The organism is Cyanobacterium sp. IPPAS B-1200, from assembly GCF_001747005.2.
Classification (GTDB): Bacteria; Cyanobacteriota; Cyanobacteriia; order Cyanobacteriales; family Cyanobacteriaceae; genus Cyanobacterium.
In genome coordinates this window covers 144814-163514 of the sequence record NZ_CP182899.1, presented here as the reverse complement: position 1 = coordinate 163514, position 18701 = coordinate 144814, and the positions used below count along the sequence as shown (strand labels likewise).

Annotated in this window: 12 protein-coding genes; 6 read left to right on the top strand and 6 right to left on the bottom strand. The window is 39.3% G+C overall.

Features of this window, described 5'->3' with window-relative positions; all coding sequences use genetic code 11:
- Positions 1–4 precede the first annotated feature (4 nt).
- Positions 5–1147, top strand: coding sequence for a zinc ribbon domain-containing protein (locus tag A5482_RS00730; protein WP_242411903.1), 1143 nt, complete (start codon positions 5–7; stop codon positions 1145–1147).
- 260 nt (positions 1148–1407) lie between these two features.
- Here the strand turns inward: A5482_RS00730 and lepB are convergent, their stop codons facing one another.
- The 3 genes from lepB to A5482_RS00715 form a co-directional block, all read right to left on the bottom strand.
- Positions 1408–2019 carry a signal peptidase I gene (gene lepB / locus A5482_RS00725; RefSeq protein WP_069789989.1) on the bottom strand — a complete coding sequence of 204 codons (612 nt, stop codon included), beginning with the start codon at positions 2017–2019 and terminating at the stop codon, positions 1408–1410.
- 202 nt (positions 2020–2221) lie between these two features.
- The gene (locus A5482_RS00720; protein WP_069789990.1) at positions 2222–3676 is read right to left on the bottom strand and encodes a family 10 glycosylhydrolase; all 1455 of its coding nucleotides are present in this window, start codon (positions 3674–3676) and stop codon (positions 2222–2224) included.
- Positions 3677–3836: 160 nt separating this feature from the next.
- A complete protein-coding gene (locus A5482_RS00715; protein ID WP_069789991.1) occupies positions 3837–4748 on the bottom strand; it encodes a glycosyltransferase family 2 protein in 912 nt (303 codons plus the stop codon).
- 116 nt (positions 4749–4864) lie between these two features.
- Between A5482_RS00715 and sufR the strand changes: the two genes are divergently transcribed.
- From sufR to A5482_RS00700, 3 genes are read left to right on the top strand one after another with little or no spacing between them, the layout of a single operon-like run.
- On the top strand, positions 4865–5506 hold the full coding sequence (gene sufR / locus A5482_RS00710) for an iron-sulfur cluster biosynthesis transcriptional regulator SufR (RefSeq protein WP_069789992.1): 642 nt from the start codon (positions 4865–4867) through the stop codon (positions 5504–5506).
- Between the two features lie 58 nt (positions 5507–5564).
- A complete protein-coding gene (locus tag A5482_RS00705) occupies positions 5565–5813 on the top strand; it encodes a hypothetical protein (RefSeq protein ID WP_069789993.1) in 249 nt (82 codons plus the stop codon).
- A gap of 60 nt (positions 5814–5873) precedes the next feature.
- Positions 5874–7238, top strand: a complete 1365-nt coding sequence (locus A5482_RS00700; protein WP_069789994.1) for an NAD-dependent succinate-semialdehyde dehydrogenase — start codon at positions 5874–5876, stop codon at positions 7236–7238.
- Positions 7239–7272: 34 nt separating this feature from the next.
- On the opposite strand, the gene A5482_RS00695 is transcribed toward A5482_RS00700, so the two are convergent.
- Positions 7273–7962 carry a hypothetical protein gene (locus A5482_RS00695; RefSeq protein ID WP_069789995.1) on the bottom strand — a complete coding sequence of 230 codons (690 nt, stop codon included), beginning with the start codon at positions 7960–7962 and terminating at the stop codon, positions 7273–7275.
- Between the two features lie 155 nt (positions 7963–8117).
- Here A5482_RS00695 and A5482_RS00690 point away from each other — a divergent pair, with 155 nt between their 5' ends.
- Complete coding sequence (locus A5482_RS00690; protein ID WP_069789996.1) at positions 8118–10616, top strand: glycogen/starch/alpha-glucan phosphorylase; 2499 nt, start codon at positions 8118–8120, stop codon at positions 10614–10616.
- A gap of 216 nt (positions 10617–10832) precedes the next feature.
- Positions 10833–13757 (top strand): UPF0182 family protein, encoded by a 2925-nt coding sequence (locus tag A5482_RS00685; RefSeq protein WP_069789997.1) that lies wholly within the window; start codon positions 10833–10835, stop codon positions 13755–13757.
- Between the two features lie 34 nt (positions 13758–13791).
- Here the strand turns inward: A5482_RS00685 and A5482_RS00680 are convergent, their stop codons facing one another.
- Positions 13792–15510 carry an HlyD family efflux transporter periplasmic adaptor subunit gene (locus A5482_RS00680; protein ID WP_069789998.1) on the bottom strand — a complete coding sequence of 573 codons (1719 nt, stop codon included), beginning with the start codon at positions 15508–15510 and terminating at the stop codon, positions 13792–13794.
- Between the two features lie 70 nt (positions 15511–15580).
- Positions 15581–18625 carry a peptidase domain-containing ABC transporter gene (locus tag A5482_RS00675; protein ID WP_069789999.1) on the bottom strand — a complete coding sequence of 1015 codons (3045 nt, stop codon included), beginning with the start codon at positions 18623–18625 and terminating at the stop codon, positions 15581–15583.
- Positions 18626–18701: the final 76 nt, after the last annotated feature.

Genomic DNA, 18701 nt, shown 5'->3' with positions numbered 1-18701 from the left:
TATTATGGATTTATTTATTCTTAGTAATGTTTTTATCGGTTTAGACGATATTGGTAACTGGTATATTAGCCCTTCTAATAGTCATCCTTGTTATTCTCCGTGGCGAGATTATCGCAATGATACCAGTGAAAATAAAGATTATGCTTTTTTTACGGGGACTGTCCATAGTTATCTATACAATGCGGATTGGACTCTGCGAGAAAATTATCAAAACTTAGAAGATGGACATTTGGGGAGTGTTTCAACTGTGTGCTATGGTTATGCTTCATCTTTTGATGAGTTACAAATACCCGAATTTAAGACTAGAGTAGAAACCATTAATAACAAAGAAAATACTATCTCTACCATTCAAGCCGAAAATGTAAGAATCAGAGAACAATATGATTCTAGTTTATTAGAAGAAATTGCAGGGCAACCAGGGGAGTTATCTATCAATGAGTTACGGGCTAGGGAGGCCAAAGAAACCTTAGACGAAAATAATGCCAGAATACAAACTCTTAATGGGGAGATAAACACCCTTAAGGAAGAAATTTTGGTTTTAACTCCCGTTGAGCAATTCTTAAGTTTACTTAATTCTGATGACGAGTTTACTAATGTAGAAAACAGTTTTGAGAGAGCTTCCTTTTGGTATCCTAGTATTCAAATTATCTTCCAGGTTTTATTTTTAGCTCCTCTAATTGCGATCGCCACTTGGTTACATATCAAAGCAGACAAAGACGGAAATGGACAACTAGCCCTAATCACATGGCATTTATTAGTTATTTTTTCCATCCCTTTAATCGCCAAGATATTCCAATTTTTACAAGTTGGCGCCCTACTATCGGTTTTTGCGGATATAGTCGCCGTATTGTTTACTGGACTACTATTTGTTTTAGCCTACCTTTACATCTTCATAATTCCCTTAATAACCTTTGCTCTGATTAAATTAAGTCAAAAATTAATCTTCAACACAAAAAACCAAGCGAGTAAAAGAATTCAAAACTCAAAATGTCTGCGATGTGCCAGAAAGTTGCCCCCCGACAGTCTTTATTGTCCCCATTGTGGATATTATCAATACCAAGAATGTCATAACTGCGGCAATTTAACCTATAAACACCTGTCCTACTGCATCAATTGTGGTGCATCACAAGAAAATAATGACCATTAAAATCATTAATTGCCAAAAATTCAGTCAAAAGTACAAAATCATACTAAATCTTGTTTCAATAATATACTAATTAGGGTGGAGAACAGGGAACGGGGAACAGGCAAAAGATAATAATTGTTTATTATCAATTGTTACACGGTGGATAATAGTAAACCTTACAAATCGGATTTGGTATTACAGATAGGACAACAATCAATCGACATTTAAATATAGCCTCTAACCCATCCTCCGCACTTTGCTTTTTTAGCGCACCCTAAATATTATTGAGGAGATTCGATTAAAGTATCCGCAAGGGCAGAATTTTCATCGATACCCCCCAGACGATTAAAAGGCCAAAAACGTACTGTAGCTCTCCCAATAATATTTTCATCTGGTACATAGCCCCAAACATGGGAATCAGAGCTATTATTACGGTTATCTCCCAATACCAAATAGCTATTTTCAGGCACTACCACAGGCCCAAAATCATATTTAGGGGCATCCTTGATATAAGGCTCTTTTAAAATTTGACCATTAACTTGTACATCGCCATTTCTCACCATAACCTCATCCCCTGGTAAGCCAATTACTCTCTTAATAAAAGCCCCATTCCAACCCAACTGCTGAATAGCTTCGGTGGCATCAAAAACAATTATTTCTCCTCTCTCTGGCTGCCGAAAACGATAGGTCATTTTTTCGATAATTAATCTATCATTAATTTGTAGAGTAGGTTCCATAGAAGAAGAAGGAATGTATCTAGCTTCTGCGACAAAAGTACGAATGCCAAAAGATAGAATACCAGCCATTACAACTGTCTTGACTATTTCTATGATAGGATTTTCTTCTTTTTTAACAGCTTTATTGGTTTCTGGTTTTGGCGATGGAGCACTCATATTTAAAATTAACGGAAAATATATTGCATCTTTTAGTTTAACTTACAGTTTTTTTGTTTGGGGAAAATCTATTAATGCTTTATGGGTAGTTAGAAAAGTGAAAGTCAATGATACTAAGCCCAGGTTATCAGCAAACTACTCATCTATACTTTGTATTTCGCAATAAATTTATTAAGTAGAAGACTTTTTCAGCGGACTTTAATTAATTGAAATTACAACTACGGCGGCGCTCTCTGGTATGCTCAGGTTCAAGCCAAGAATAGGCAAAGTGACTAATAGAAGTAATACCTCTATTTGCCCGTCTAATGCCTTCCATTTGTATTTCTAAGGAAGGACGTTGCCCCTCACTTCTGCCCCAAAAACCTGCCAAGACTGGCTTAACATTATTGACATTAGGTATCTCATCCACAACCCTTTGTATCTGTTGAGTAATACAACTGGCATTACCACAAAGGGCATAGGACATGGGATGAAACTCTGGTAAACGGTGAGAAAAATTATCCCAAGGTTGTACCCGAGAATCAAAACCGATTTCTCCTACGGGTTGATTACCTTCGGGGAAAAACACAGCCCCGGAAGAAATACCCATTTGTTGTACCTGATTCACTGCAAAGTTGAGGAAGTCGATTACCCCTTGGGCTGCATGGGCAACGGTAAAATACCATAAATCAAGCTGTAAGGCTGATAAATTATTGGCGGAATTTGGATTTCTTCCCTGCCAGAGGGGCATGGTTTCATTGGGGAAAAGTTGCCGCATTTGTTCTATGTCATTGCCATTAATAAAACCCTGATCGATGTATTTCTGTAAAATCCACCTACCCTGATTGTTTACAGCCCTTGCCAAGAGTGCTTGACGGGAAGCATTGCCATAAATCCATAAATCTTTGACTTTGGAGGCTACTGAATAAGTACCACTGCCCCTAGGATAACGGATATAATCAAATAAAACTCCATCAGGGCGCCTTTGTAATACGGCTTGAAGCAAACGTTGATAATCTTGTCTAGCCAGTGGATTATAGGGATCTACAAAGGTTTGAGAAAGATCATCTACATAACCGATACTATTTTCTCCCTTACCATTCAATGCTAAAACATTTTGGCGATCGCTTCTAATACTATAAGAATAACCATAATTGAGAGAAAATAACCAGGCATACATCTTTAACCCGCGCGATCGCCCTTTTTCCAAAGTTTCCGCATATAAATCTCTATTTTCATAACCTGGTTGCTCAATGACACTTCTCCAAACAGTGTTATTACCATTTTTCGGTAATAATACCCGACCATCAAAAAAAACTTCTAAATATACGGTGTTGTAACCCAAATTGACAATTTGATCCAAAACTTTCTCCACCGAGCCATCCAACACATCACAGGGGTAAATCCGCAACCAAATCCCCTGCTCCTTCAACCAATTTCTATTACGACAATCCCGCAACATTTGAGAGTGTCGTTGAATAACCTGTTGATATTCTCTTTGGGCCTGAGTATTATTGCTGCCAAAAGCCTGATTTCTCAATTCAGTTTTGAGGTTTACCTCACTTTGATTAAATCTACAATAAGCATCATTAGCCCCTAGTGCAGGAGTAGAAAAAATCATTTGACAGAAGATCGAAATTAAAGCAATAGCAACAACTAACCAACGGTATTTCTTCATACTTGAAAGTTCATGACCAAAAGAAAATAAAAACTTTCACCATCATAACAATTAATAATTAGCAATTAATCCTTCACTGATTTTATATTACTTACTCTATGTCTTTCATCCTTCTATTTTTTAATCATTCCATATGCAATCAACCAAATATTATTCAATTTCACTTAGTTATTAAATGTTTTAAATAACCAAATTGTCCATAGGCATAAAGTACATTTTCAAAACGTACGGCAGGATTTTGATAATATTTTATACTCTTATAAACCCCTCGAGCAATCCTCTCAGATGCCTTGAAAAACTGCTTGGATTTTTTAGTATTCTTATCCTTCGCTCGATAGTATTCGCTCACTCCCTGCCACCAGCTACGACGTAAAAACCAATTCTTGGTTAACCTTTCTGGTTGTACATTATGTCCAACTTCTGCCATAGGTATGTACAGCACTTTTTTACCATTTTTAATGGCTATTTCTGTAAATACAAGATCACCGTTAGATAATAAATTATTTCCGACTCGATCAAACTTTACATCAAATCCCCCCACTTCTTCCCAAAAACTTCTACGGAAAGAATAGTTTAATCCTCTTGGAGTTAAACCAGCATCATTGATTTGCTTAACTTCATTCCCTAAGTCATAAAATCCCAAAGCGATAGCCATGTCATCTGATAACCATGAAGGCAAGTGTGATACCCCTTCAGGCAAGATGAGATTGACTTTACCCCCGGCGATCGCCACTTGAGAATCATTTTCATACACTTCTAAAAGAGTTCTAAGCCAATGGGGAGGTGCAATCGCGTCATCATCCAAATATGCAACAATGTCGCCATTGGTTGATTTTACACCAGTGTTTCTCGCCACGGATAATCCTAATTGTGGCTCATATACATATGATAACTGGGCATTATCTTGTAATAATTCTTGAACTATTGCCGCTGTACCATCAGTGGAAGCATTATCAACCACTACTATTTGATAGTCTTTTATATCTTGTTTTAAGAGGCTATCCAATGCAAGTTTTAAATATGCTTCTCGATTATAAGTACAAATAACCACGCTAATAGAAAGAGAACTCATAGCTATCAACCCTCAAAAATTTGTTACACTAAAAATAAAACAACAAAAAAGTTGTTTTAATAAATGATAAGTTATACAAGTAATAATAAAGTAAATAATTAATACAGAGGGAGACAATGAACATTTCCCTGCATCAATCCAGTAAAGAGAGTATTTTACAATATCTCTTAAAAAATAATAAAGCCACGGCTCAAGAAATAGCCAAAGCCATAGATATTAGCCCCCAAGCCATTCGGCGCCATCTCAAAGACTTAGAAAGTCAAAACTTGATTGACTATGAAATAATGCCCCTAAAATCAGGGCGCCCCCAACATTCATATTATCTTAGTCAGCAAGGGCGAGATCTTTTTCCGCAAAATTACGGTGATTTTGCCGTTTCTTTCTTAGATACCATGGCGGAAACCGTGGGTGAAAAAAAAGTTACCGAAATTTTGGCAAAACAATGGCAAAAAAAAGCCTCTTTGTATCGTCAGTATATGAAGGGTAAAAACCTAGAGCAAAGAATTCAACAATTGGCCGAAATGCGTCGTCGAGAAGGATATATGGCGGAGTTATATTGTTTGAATGATACGGACTGCGAGAAGTTTTTTTTAAGTGAGCATAATTGTGCTATTTCTGATGTTGCTCAATCTTATCCTCAAGTTTGTGGTCATGAGTTAGAGATGTTTGCTTCTCTTTTTCCTGATTGTAAGGTAGAAAGAACTAACTGGATTTATGATGGGGAACATCGTTGTGGTTATTTAATAACGAATGGATAGTGATTTGTTTCCTGATTCTTTTAAGATGAAGGGAAAGGAATAAATTCAGGTGTTTTAAATGATTAATAATCAACAGTATTTAAGCCAAGAAGAATCTATGGCGGTGGAAATGGCTTTGTTAACTTCTCAGGAAAAATTCTTGACTCGTTTAACTATTTCTTCCTTAAGGTTATTGAAGGTGATTGCTGAAGATTTACAAATGGACATAAATGATTTAACCCCACAACAAATTATTGCTTGGATGGAAAAAGATAGCAAAGTCAGACGAGAGGAAGGAATAGAAAAAGCTGTGCTGAAGTGGGAATAACGGGGGCTTTGTTGCTAAGATTTGATTAGGACTACCAACCAGTTTTGAGGACTGTATAGTATCATGATCGCTACCATTAACCCCACGACCGAAGAAATCATCCAAACCTTTACTCCCCTAACTACGGCCGAAATTGAAACTAAGTTACAGTTGGCGGATTCTACTTTTGACAATTACCGCAAAAGTTCTTTTGAGTCTAGGGCAGATAAGCTATTGAAGACGGCGACTATCCTCGAAGATGATGCTTCGGAGTGGGCAAAGTTGATGACTTTGGAAATGGGAAAACCTTTTCAGAGTGCGATCGCAGAGGTGAACAAGTGTGCGCTCGTCTGCCGATATTATGCAGAGCATGGAGCAGATTTTTTACAAAATAGAATGGTAGAAACCGATGCCTCCCATAGCTATGTAACTTATCAACCATTGGGGGCTATCTTAGCGGTAATGCCTTGGAATTTTCCCTTTTGGCAAGTTTTTCGGTTTGCTGCTCCTACCCTAATGGCGGGGAATGTGGCCTTGTTAAAACACGCTTCTAATGTGCCTCAGTGTTCTTTGGCGATCGCCACTATTTTTAAAGGGGCAGGATTTCCTAAGGGTGCATTTCAATCTCTGTTAATTGAATCAGGGCAAGTAGAGCAGGTCATCAGAGATCCAAGAATAAAGGCTGTCACGATTACGGGCAGTGAGTTGGCAGGGCAGAAGGTAGCTTCGGTGGCTGGAGAGGAGTTAAAAAAATCGGTGTTGGAGTTGGGAGGTAGTGATCCTTTTATCGTCCTCGAGGATGCTGATTTGGAGGAGGCTGCCACGGTGGCGGTAGAGGCGAGGATGCGCAACAATGGTCAATCTTGTATTGCTTCTAAAAGATTTATCGTGGTAGAGGCGATCGCCCCTAGGTTTGAGAAACTATTGTTAGACAAGTTCCAAGCCTTGAAAATAGGAGATCCCATGGAGGAGGATACCGACATCGGCCCCCTTGCCACCCCCGCAATTTTAGAGGAAATAGATAACCAAGTACAAAAAACCCTATCCATGGGGGCAAAAGCCTTGATTGGTGGAAAGCCTTTACAGGGGAAAGGAAATTTTTACCCTCCCACCCTTTTGACGAATATTCCTGAGAATTCCCCCGCCATGACAGAAGAATTTTTTGGTCCTGTGGCTTTACTTTTTACAGTAAAAGATGTCCAAAGTGCGATCGCCCTTGCCAACAATACCTCCTTGGGTTTAGGGGCTTGTGTGTGGACAAAAGATGAGAAAAATATAGAACGTTGCATCAGAGACATCGAAGCAGGAAGCGTATTTATCAATGGCTTAGTAAAATCCGATGTTCATTTACCTTTTGGGGGTATAAAACGTTCTGGTTATGGCAGAGAATTAAGCATTGAAGGCATCAGAGAATTTGTCAACATCAAAACCGTCTGGCAAAAATAACTAAATTTTGTGGTGGAAAGAATTCAAAAATAAATTAATTATCGAGAATAAAATTAGAAATAATTTTAAGGTTTTTAGTTTTTTCTTTAAGTAAAGTAAATCTTTCATTGGGTAAAATCATATCCCAATGTCCTTCGGCAAAAATTAATAAGTTACTCATCATCACTAGACCAGTGAAAAGAAATTGCCAACCAATAACGTGAGGTAAAAAGAATATGGCTACCCCATGGATAACTGTGGCGAGGAAAAAAGCCCGTGAGCGCATGGCAAAGCCTGTGACGAGGTAGCCCATGGCGCTTATCAATAACCATAAACTGCATAGGTGGATGAGTAGCCAACCCCAACCAAGGGCGATCGCCAAGTCCGTCATGATGACACCAAAAACCATTAAGCCAACCCAAGTATATAAAAGCCAAGATAATCGCTCTATGACAGTCCATCCATAGGTTAGAGCTATCATAATACCGCTGCCAATGATGGTTAAAATAGACCATGCGATCGCCTGATCAACCCAACTAAAAGGACAAAACTGAGCCACCAGAAAAATAAACCCAGAAATCAACCCCCACAACACCATACTTTGATCAATGCAAGTATAGACACCACAAAGAGGAAGCCAAGGATGAGGATTAAACCGCCAAGGGCGCATGGCATTAAAATAATCATCCTCCACAGATAACGGCTTTCTTTGCAGAATAGGTTGTTTGGGTTTAAAAAAAGGCATCACCGACAAAAATAAACAGTTTTATTAATAAACTTCATAAAAGTTAATACTATTTTAACCCTTTGAGTAGAAACCATTGCAGGGTTTTCCAGAAAAATAGCAATATTCTTAAAAGATCGTATAACCTTAACAATATAGAAGTATAGAAAAATACTATGGTAGAGACAACAATCCCTAAACACAATAATAATATTACAGTAGAAGACGATCGCACTGGTATGAGTCCACAAACGCTCAAACAGGCGTTTTTAGATAACCTCTTCTATATTCAAGGGGTAAACCAAAATAAAGCATCTAAACAAGATTATTACGTAGCCCTCGCCTACACCATCCGAGATAGAATTCTTCATCGTTTTCTCAAAACCATCGAAACCTACAGAGAAAGCAACACCAAAAGAGTATGTTACCTGTCCGCCGAATTTCTCATGGGCAGACATCTAGGCAACAACCTCGTTAACCTAGACATCTACCACGAAGTAGAGCAAGTAGTTAAAGAATTAGATCTAGATTTAGAAGAATTACTAGAAGAAGAACCAGATCCAGGTTTGGGTAACGGTGGCTTAGGCAGACTAGCCGCTTGTTTCCTCGACTCCCTCGCTAGTTTAGAAATACCCGCCATTGGCTACGGTATTCGCTATGAATTCGGTATTTTCCACCAACTCATTAGAGACGGTTGGCAAGCAGAAGTACCTGACAACTGGCTTAGATTTGGCAACCCTTGGGAAATTCCTCGACCCAACGAAACCATCGAAGTTAAACTAGGGGGCTATACCCAGCCCTACTGCGACTCTAAAGGTAATTGTAGAGTATCTTGGATACCCGATCGCACCGTATTGGCAATTCCCCATGATACCCCCGTACCCGGTTTTAAAACTAACACCGTAAACCCTCTGCGCCTATGGAAAGCAGAAGCTAGTGAAGAGTTTAACTTTGAGGCTTTCAACGCTGGAAATTATGACCGTGCCGTGGAGGAGAAAATTAACTCCGAAACCATTTCCAAAGTTTTATACCCTAACGATAACACCCCCGCAGGAAGAGAATTAAGACTGGCTCAACAATACTTCTTTGTGGCCGCATCCCTCCAAGACTTAGTCAAACAACACCTAAGCCGTAACCCTAGCCTAGACAATTTCCATGACAAAGTCGCCATCCAACTCAACGACACTCACCCCGCCGTTGCCGTTGCCGAATTAATGCGTCTATTGGTAGATGAACACGCCATGGATTGGGATAAATCTTGGTATATCACCCAAAAAACCCTCGCTTATACTAACCATACCCTCTTACCCGAGGCTTTGGAAAAATGGTCAGTAAGCCTATTCAAAAAACTTCTACCCCGTCACCTCGAAATTATCTTTGAAATTAACCATCGTTTCCTCGAAGATGTGCGCACATGGTACCCCGACAATGAGGAATTATTAGAGCAAGTATCCCTCATCGAAGAAGGTTCAGAACAAAAAGTACGCATGGCACATCTCGCCTGTGTGGGTAGTCATGCCATTAATGGTGTTGCCGCCCTCCATACTGAGTTACTACAAAAAGAAACCCTCCGAGCCTTTGCTTTCCTCTGGCCCGAAAAATTCTACAACAAAACCAATGGTGTTACTCCCCGTCGTTGGATTTTGCTCAGTAACCCCGAATTATCTAAATTAATTACAGAAAAAGTGGGTGATGGTTGGTTAAAAGATTTAACCATTATGAAAGGGTTAGAAAAATATGTTGATGATCAGAAATTTTGCGATCGCTGGCAGGCTATCAAAAAAGCCAACAAACAAAGATTAGCTGAGTATATCTTCAAAAAACAAGGCATCGAAGTTAACGTTGACTCTATCTTTGACGTACAAGTTAAACGTATTCATGAATATAAACGTCAGCATTTAGCGGTACTAAATATCATCGCTCTGTACAACAAAATCAAAGAAAATCCTGATGTGGAAGTTGTACCCCGTACCTTCATCTTTGGTGGTAAAGCAGCCCCCGGTTACTTTATGGCAAAATTAGTCATCAAGTTAATTAACAGTGTGGCAGATGTGGTAAATAAAGATCCTGATGTACGGGGCAGAATTAAGGTGGTATTCTTAGCTAACTTTAATGTATCCCTCGGACAAAAGATTTATCCTGCCGCTGATTTATCAGAACAAATTTCCACCGCAGGAAAAGAAGCCTCTGGTACTGGTAACATGAAGTTTGCCATGAATGGCTCTTTAACCATTGGGACTTTGGACGGGGCAAACATCGAAATTCGCCAAGAAGCAGGGGCAGAAAATTTCTTCTTGTTTGGTTTAACCGCTGAAGAGGTATCTGAGTATAGGGCAAATGGTTATAATCCCATGGACTATTATGAGGAAAATTCTGAACTAGCCCAAGTGGTTAATCGCATTCGGGATGGGTATTTTAGCCATGGTAATAAGGACTTGTTTAAGCCCATCGTTGATTATTTACTTTACAATGACCAATATATGCTCATGGCTGATTTTGCCGCCTATGCTGATTGTCAAGATAAGGTAGCTCAGGCTTATAAAGATCAAGACAAATGGACAAAAATGTCTATCCTCAATAGCGCCCGTATGGCTAAGTTTTCGAGCGATCGCACCATCAGAGAGTATTGCAAAGAAATCTGGGATGTTGATGCTGTTAATATAGAAATAGGATAATTGAGAATTGAGAATCAATAATTATGATAAATTAATGTTTTCTGGCTTGTACCATACAACTCGGAGTTGATCATTTGTAATTTCTGACCCTCTCAATTATTAATTTCCCCCTTTGCTAATAAGCCTAGGGGGGATTCTGTATTTTGTCTCTAAAATAATTGATAATCAAGAAATTAATTGTCCTTTGTCCATTGCTCATTGTCAATTGTTTTCCCTATGACACAGGTTTATAAAAATCCCGTCAAATTAATTATTTTTAACCATAAGATTATTATTGCCCTTTTGTCGTTAATAATGTTGGGCTGGTTATCGGTGATAGGTTTAAGCCGTTTAGGGGTAGAAGTTCTTTGGTTTGAGGAATTAGGTTATTTACAAACTTTTTTAACTCAATTTAAAACTAAATTATTATTAGGATTAGTTACTTTTTTTATCTCATCACTTTTTATTTTTAGTAACATCTTTATTGCTTACAAACAAAGTAATCATCAGCACCTGTATTATAAAAAGAAATTAGAAGAATTTGCGCCTCAGTCATCTCCTTTAAAGTTAAAATCCCTTTTACTTTTCTTATTTTTCTTCAGTATCAGTATCGGACTAGCCCTCATTTTTTATACTCAAACAGCCCATGAGGCTTGGCAACTAAATATTAATTTACCCAACGTAACTCCCAGAGTGGAATCACCCTTTCATCTCAGGGGAATAGCTCATCTCGTTCTTGGCATATCAGCAAATATTTGGGAAATTTTAATAGTGTTTACTGCTACTATTTTAGTATTATTTAAACCAAGATTTTGGTTGAATTTTATTGGTGTTTATATTAGTGCAGTTTTTGCTTTAATAATTTCTGGTTATTGGATTAGATTTTTAAGATTTTTTAATAGTGTTGATTTTGATAAAACTGAACCTTTATTTAATCATGAAATTAGCTTTTATATTTTTAAAATACCTTTCTTACAAATATTAGATGTTTGGATACAAGGACTATTTTTATATGGTATTAGTGCGAGTTTAATAATTTATTTAATAAGTAATAATAGCCTTAGCGAAGGGGAATTTAAGGGTTTATCTCGTCAACAATTACGACACATATACGGACTTTTAAGTGGTTTAATGTTTACCATTGCCATCATTCACTGGTTAAACCGCTATGGTTTAGTTTTCTCCACCAGAGGAGTAGTTTATGGTGCTGGTTATACCGACATTATCATTAATTTGCCACTAGAAACCATTGCGGGATTGATAGCATCCGCCATTGGTATTTGGTTATTGATCAAATCCATCACGGGTTATGGAAGAGAGAATCAACGTAAAAAGGGTTTATCCTTTTCTCTTTTGCCCTTTATTTTTTATATTGTTTTTTACGGTGGTGGTTTGGGAGTTATAGAAGTTTTCCAAAATACCATCGTACAGCCCAATGAATTAAGCCTAGAAGAACCTTACATCGAACGTAACATTAAACAAACTAGATCCGCTTTTAATTTAGATCAAATTGAAGTGCAAACCTTTAATCCCGAAGGCTCCCTTACCCTAGAAGATATTAAAAACAATAACTTAACCATTGATAATATTCGTCTTTGGGATACTCGCCCCATCCTTCAGGCAAATCGTCAATTGCAACAAATCAGGCCTTACTATGTTTTTCCTGATGCAGATATTGATCGTTATAACATTAAAAATGATGAGGGTGATAGTAATTATACTCAGGTAATTGTGGCTCCCCGAGAGTTAGATTATGAATTGGTACCTGAACAGGCAAAAACTTGGGTTAATAAACATCTCATTTATACCCATGGGTATGGTTTTACCATGTCTCCAGTGAATCGGGTACAGCAGGGAGGATTACCTTTTTATTTTATCAGTGATATTGGCTCAGATTTAGATCCGGGGGGGTTGAGTGTTTCTTCCCCTGCTATTCGGGATAGTATTCCCATTGTGCGCCCTCGTATTTATTTTGGGGAGTTGGCAAATACTTATGTGATGACTAATACAAGGTTTCCTGAGTTTGATTTTCCCAGTGGAGAGGAGAATTTTAATACTAGCTATGATGGTTCGGGGGGAATTAATATTGCTGATGTTTGGCGCAAATTGGTCTTTGCTGTTCATCTGCGGGATTGGCGAATGTTATTGACGGATAATTTTACCCCTGATACTCGTATTATATTTCGTCGTAACATTAATGAACGGATAAAGGCGATCGCCCCTTTCCTTTATTACGATCAAGATCCTTATCTTGTAGTGGCCGATGGAGAACCCAATGACTTAAATCACCTCTATTGGTTAGTGGATGCCTATACCATTTCTAATTATTATCCCTACTCAGATCCAGGGGAGAATCAGTTTAACTACATTCGTAATTCAGTAAAAGTTTTAGTCAATGCTTATGATGGTAAAACAACCTTTTATATCAGCGAAGAAAATGATCCCCTAATTCGTTCTTGGAAAAAAGTATTTCCCGAACTTTTTAAACCTTTGAGCAGTATGCCTCCAGATATTTTGAGACATATTCGTTACCCCATTGACTTATTTAAAACCCAATCAGAAAGACTACTCACCTATCATGTAGAAAACACCCAAGTATTTTATAACAGGGAAGATCAATGGCAAGTACCCCAAGAAATTTATGGAGATGAGCCTTTATCCATTAATCCCTATTATCTCATTATGAAGTTGCCCATCGCCGATGAAGAAGAATTTATCCTCTTACATCCCTATACCCCTGTATCTCGTCCTAACCTCATCGCTTGGTTGGCGGCTCGTAGTGACGGGGCAAACTATGGCAAATTACTTTTATACCAATTTCCCAAACAAGAATTAGTATTTGGGCCAGATCAAATTGAGGCTTTAATTAACCAAGATCCTCTAATTTCGGGGCAAATCTCCCTTTGGAATCGCCAAGGCTCGAAAGCTATCCAAGGAAACTTATTAGTAATTCCCATCGAACAGTCTTTATTATATGTTGAACCTGTTTATTTAGAAGCGGATCAAAATAGTATTCCAGCCCTTACTAGGGTGATTGTGGTTTATGATAACAGGATTGTCATGGCTAACAGTCTTCAAGAAGCCATTGACGGGGTTTTTGACCCAGAGAAAGCCCCTGAGTCCACCATTATCAGACCTCTTCAGGAGCTGGGCATTGAGTAAATTTCAACTATTTGAACCTAACTCCTCGCAAATGTTAACGTACTTCTCTGAGACTATCGACTTTTTTGGTAAATAATTCAGTAAATAAGCTAAGAACACTTCTATTTTCTCTAACTTTAATATTTAAGCTCACAGACATTCCTGGTTGTAAATCCACAGGATTACCACGAACTACTAAATCTTGGGCCGCCAATTCTACTTTGACGGGGAAACGATAAAAGTTATAAATTTGATCGGGGGGAAGAGCATCCGAGCCGATAAATTCCACGGTGCCTTTTATATCTCCAAATTCACTGTAGGAAAAAGTGTCAATCCTCACATCTACTTCTTGTCCGATTTGCACAAAACCGATGTCTTCGTTGGTGATGTATCCTTCGGCAATGAGGGGATTATCAGGACCTGGATCGGGTACTATTTTTAACAAAGGTTCCGAGATACCACTACGGGGAACAAACCCAGGACTAGCTTGGAGGTCAAATACTGTTCCTGATACGGGGGCTTTTAGTTCTTGATAACGGATAGTTTGTTGGGCTGAGCTAATTTGACTGTCTAGTTCAGCGATTCTTTTTTCGTTATCAATAATGATGCGGTTGAGTTGGCTATCAATTTCTGATAGTCTTTGGTTATTTCCAGCCATGCGATCGCGCACATCTTTTTCACTAACAGCCATGGTATTGCGCAATTCTTGTTGGGCTTGGGTGATTTCCAAATTAATCCTTGTTTGCTCTTCTTGAAGTTGTTCAATTTGAGCTAGGCGTGATTGAACTTGCTGTTGTTGTCTCTCTTCTTCTATTCTGCCGTTACTTCTTTGTTGAATGATACTAGCTTGACGATCTTGAACTTTTTGCCTTTGTAAATCAGTTTGTACCCTCGATACAGCACCTTCTTCTGATAGGGGGGCAAAATTAGCCAAAATATCTTCGTCAATTTTGAGACTTTCTTCGGCCCGGGCGATGGCATCCCTATTTCTATTCCTGATTTGTTCTAGTACGGTGCGATCGTTAATTAGTTGTCTTTGGGCATCGGATAGTTGACTACTATTTTGACTTCTTTGTCTTTCTAGTTGACTAATTTTCAATTGTGCCACCTGAGAGCGAGAATCCAGTTCATTGTTGGCGGCACTCAGACGGGAGGCTTGATCTGGGCTAAGGTTATTACCGTTTCTGGTGCCAATTTGAGATTCATAAAACTGTATTTCTTCCACAATGGAAGCACGGTTAAGGGCGAGGGCCTGAATTTCGGGAGATAATTCCAAATCAATGACATTTTGTTCCACGAGGGCGGTACTAAAACGGGAGTTGGTGAGTCCTCTATAAAAGCGGTTTTCTTTGACTAGGGATTCTCGGATAGTTAAGAGAGATGCGAGTTGGGCTTCTGATGCTTCTGAGTCAAATATCAGGAGAGCATCCCCTGCGGCGATTCTTTGACCATCTTCTACATTGACGGTACTAACCACCCCGTTGATGGGGGCTTGAATTTCTTGTACTGCATTGGTTGGTCTGAGTTGTCCTCTGGCGGCTACTACCTGCTCAATTCTGGCAAAATATGCCCATGATACTGCAAATACAGTAACACCCATGATAGTCCAAGTCATAGCCCTAGACCAGACGGGGGATTGTTTTAGGATGACTCCTTTTTCAAACCCAGAAGCGTCTAGGTTTACTTTGTCTTTTTGAGTTTGAGGGGTTTCAGGTTGTCCATCTCGTTTGAGGAGATTTTCTTGACCAGAATTTCTATTATCTGTGGATTGCATGGTTGTTTTTAGGTAAGGTGGATTGGTAAATCAGCCTTTGGGGAAAAAGTCGGGCTGATAATTGAATTGGTTATACTTCGGTTTTAAGTTGTTGTTGATAGAGGTAGTAGTAACGGGCGTGTAGCTCCATCAATTCTGCGTGGGTACCTACTTCTACGATGGTTCCTTTGTCCATTACTACGATGGTATCAGCACCTTTAATTGTTCCTAAACGGTGGGTAATAAATAAAACGGTGCGATCGCCAAAAGCGGTAATTAAATTTTGACAGACTTGAGCTTCTGTATTGTAGTCAAGGGCGCTGGTGGCTTCGTCTAAAATTAACATCCGAGGATTTTGGAGGACAGAACGGGCGATCGCAATTCTCTGCCTTTGACCCCCAGACAAAGAAGCACCTCTTTCCCCAACCCTTGTATTATAACCGTTAGGAAGATTCATGATGAACTCATGGGCTACGGCGACCTTAGCCGCCTCAATGATTTCCTCTGTAGTGGCATCAGGGTTTGTCAGGGCAATATTATCCATAACGCTCCCCTCAAACAAGAGACTCTCTTGGGGAACAACTCCAATTTGGCGCCGCAACGAATACAACTCCACTCGGTTAACATCATAACCATCGATCATAATTCGTCCAGATTCAGGCTCATAAAGCCTTGCCACCAACTTAGTTAGGGTACTCTTACCCGCACCACTTTCCCCGACAATACCCACAAAAGTACCCGCAGGAATTTCAATACTGACATTATTAAGCTGTAAAGGAGTATTAGGCTTGAAGCGAAAACATACATTTTCATATTTCAAATTACCCTCAATGGCAGGCATGGGAATATTATCCCGATCTTCTTCACCTTCTTGGGGATGATCCACAATATCCGCCAAACGCTCTAAGGATAAAGCAGTTTGCTGGAAGTTTTGCCATAACTGAGCCAATCTGAGAATAGGAGAAGTTACATAACCCGCGATAATACGGAAAGCAATTAACTGTCCTAGGGTTAACTCCCCTTGTAATACTAAATAAGCCCCCACCCACAACACTAATAACTGAGAGAGTTGGTTAAGAAAATTACTAGCAGAACCTGCGAGGGTTTGAGTAATTACAGTCCTAAAACCAGTTCCTACATAACTGGCGTAACGTTCTTGCCATTCCCAACGGGATCTCAACTCGATGTTTTGAGCCTTGACGGTTTGAATACCTGACATGACTTCCACAAGGTGAGATTGAGTTTCAGCGTTACGCTCAGCTTTTTCTCTCAGTTGACGACGAATGAGAGGAGAAAAGACAATGGTAAGAACAATAAATATAGGGATAATCGCCATGGATACAAGGGTTAGCATGGGACTATAAATCACCATCACCACAATGTAAATAACGGAGAAAATCGCATCTAAGACCACTGTAAGGGCAGTTCCTGTCAAAAATGACCTAATATTCTCTAATTCGTTGATACGGGTGGATATTTCCCCCACAGGACGCTTTTCAAAGTACCTCAGAGGTAGCCTTAATAGGTGGTCAATGATTTCTGAACCTAGTGCCATGTCAATGCGGTTGGTGGTATCCACAAAGGAATAGGTCCGCAGGGTGCTGAGGATCGCTTCAAAAACAGCTAAGACAACGAGGAAAATTCCTAATACTTGCAGGGTATCGGGGCTATTTTGTACGATTACTTTATCGATGATTACTTGAATCATCAGGGGATTGGCTAGGGCAAAAAGTTGGACGAAGAAGGAGGCGACAAATACTTCCACCAACATCCACTTATATTTTATTAGGGATGGTACAAACCAATTTAAACCAAATTTTTGTTGGGCGGTTCCTTTATTCTTTTTTAATAGTAAGGCTTTGCCTTTTTGTCCCCATCTTTCTAAGAAATTGATGGTTTTCATTTCCTTGATTCTACCGAGGGTAGGATCTGCCACGATGATAGTTTTATCACTGGTGGAGTAAATCACCACGAGGGAATCTTCTAGTTTGACAAGGATGGGGGCTTCTAGTCGTGCAAATGCTCCTGCTGGTACTTCTACTAATTGACTATTTAACCCTAAAAGTTCCCCGATCGCCCCGCACACTTCGAGGGATAATCGTCCACTATTTTCAACTTGTTGTTTGATAACTCGAGTGAGAATATCTCCTTTATAGGGAATATTGAAGTGTTTACACAGCATCCTAAAACAAGCAATGCCAATGTCAGTTTCGCTTCTTCCAGAAAAGTAGGGATAACTTTTTAGGGATTGTTTTGGCTCTTGGAAAAGGTTTTGGGGTTGTTCTTGTAAAACGCTATTGTCGGCTTGGGGTATTCCGTCTCCATCCATCAAAACTTTGGGCGTAACAGTGGGGATTTCTTCTGGGGATGGAGGTTGTTGATGTTCCTGCCAAGGATCATCTTTTTGGTCAACAGGAGGGGGAGTGGGAGTGCTGTTACTATGGGCTGATTCAATCAGCATCAAATCGAGGGATAAAAGGCGAATTTCTGTCTCTGCTTCGATGGTTTCCTGTTGATTGATATTTGCCCCAATGGTCAAATCTTTGATTTTACCGCCACTAAAGCACCAAATATGTCCTTGGGGTGCGGGGGGAATTTTGGTAATTTTCCCTTTGTTTAGATGGGTTACTTGGGATGTTTTGAGGGCCTCTTGGCTCAACATTTTGAGGTTTCCTTCCCCCGTGGCACGGTGGCTGAGTTGGTAGCCGAGGCTGTCAAAAATTTCTATTAATCCAGGAGTATTTTGGTAGTATTCCTTGATATTTTGTTTTTGCTCAAGGAGATTTAAAAATTTTTCCCGAGATAGGGTAAGGGCTACCACGGGGGTAGAGGCGATCGCAGTTTCACAGGCAAATCCCCTTAGTAAACTTTGCCAACCAATTACATTACCATGACTAACGAGTTTTAGACTCAGGGGTAAACTGGTACGAGGATCATAACCAATGTAACGGGCTTGTCCTTCGTATATGATGGAAATGTAGGGAGGAATTTTGTCTTTGACTAGCATGATTTGCCCCATCTCATATTTGAGGGGGTTAAATTCTTGGGCTAGTTGTTTTATTTCATTGGTGGATAGGCGATCAAAGGGTGCTACAGTAGCGATAAATTCTTCTACTGAACCTAGAGTATATACCATGATTTACTGATAGTTGTGAGCAATTAATTTTATATATTTCAGTTAGATTGTCGAGATTAAATTAATTTGTTGAATA

Bases quoted from the DNA above. Each gene is read 5' to 3' on its own strand.
- A5482_RS00730 (WP_242411903.1), top strand. From the start codon at position 5: ATGGATTTATTTATTCTTAGTAATGTTTTTATCGGTTTAGACGATATT.
- lepB (WP_069789989.1), bottom strand. From the start codon at position 2,019: ATGAGTGCTCCATCGCCAAAACCAGAAACCAATAAAGCTGTTAAAAAA.
- A5482_RS00720 (WP_069789990.1), bottom strand. From the start codon at position 3,676: ATGAAGAAATACCGTTGGTTAGTTGTTGCTATTGCTTTAATTTCGATC.
- A5482_RS00715 (WP_069789991.1), bottom strand. From the start codon at position 4,748: ATGAGTTCTCTTTCTATTAGCGTGGTTATTTGTACTTATAATCGAGAA.
- sufR (WP_069789992.1), top strand. From the start codon at position 4,865: ATGAACATTTCCCTGCATCAATCCAGTAAAGAGAGTATTTTACAATAT.
- A5482_RS00705 (WP_069789993.1), top strand. From the start codon at position 5,565: ATGATTAATAATCAACAGTATTTAAGCCAAGAAGAATCTATGGCGGTG.
- A5482_RS00695 (WP_069789995.1), bottom strand. From the start codon at position 7,962: ATGCCTTTTTTTAAACCCAAACAACCTATTCTGCAAAGAAAGCCGTTA.
- A5482_RS00690 (WP_069789996.1), top strand. From the start codon at position 8,118: ATGGTAGAGACAACAATCCCTAAACACAATAATAATATTACAGTAGAA.
- A5482_RS00685 (WP_069789997.1), top strand. From the start codon at position 10,833: ATGACACAGGTTTATAAAAATCCCGTCAAATTAATTATTTTTAACCAT.
- A5482_RS00680 (WP_069789998.1), bottom strand. From the start codon at position 15,510: ATGCAATCCACAGATAATAGAAATTCTGGTCAAGAAAATCTCCTCAAA.
- A5482_RS00675 (WP_069789999.1), bottom strand. From the start codon at position 18,625: ATGGTATATACTCTAGGTTCAGTAGAAGAATTTATCGCTACTGTAGCA.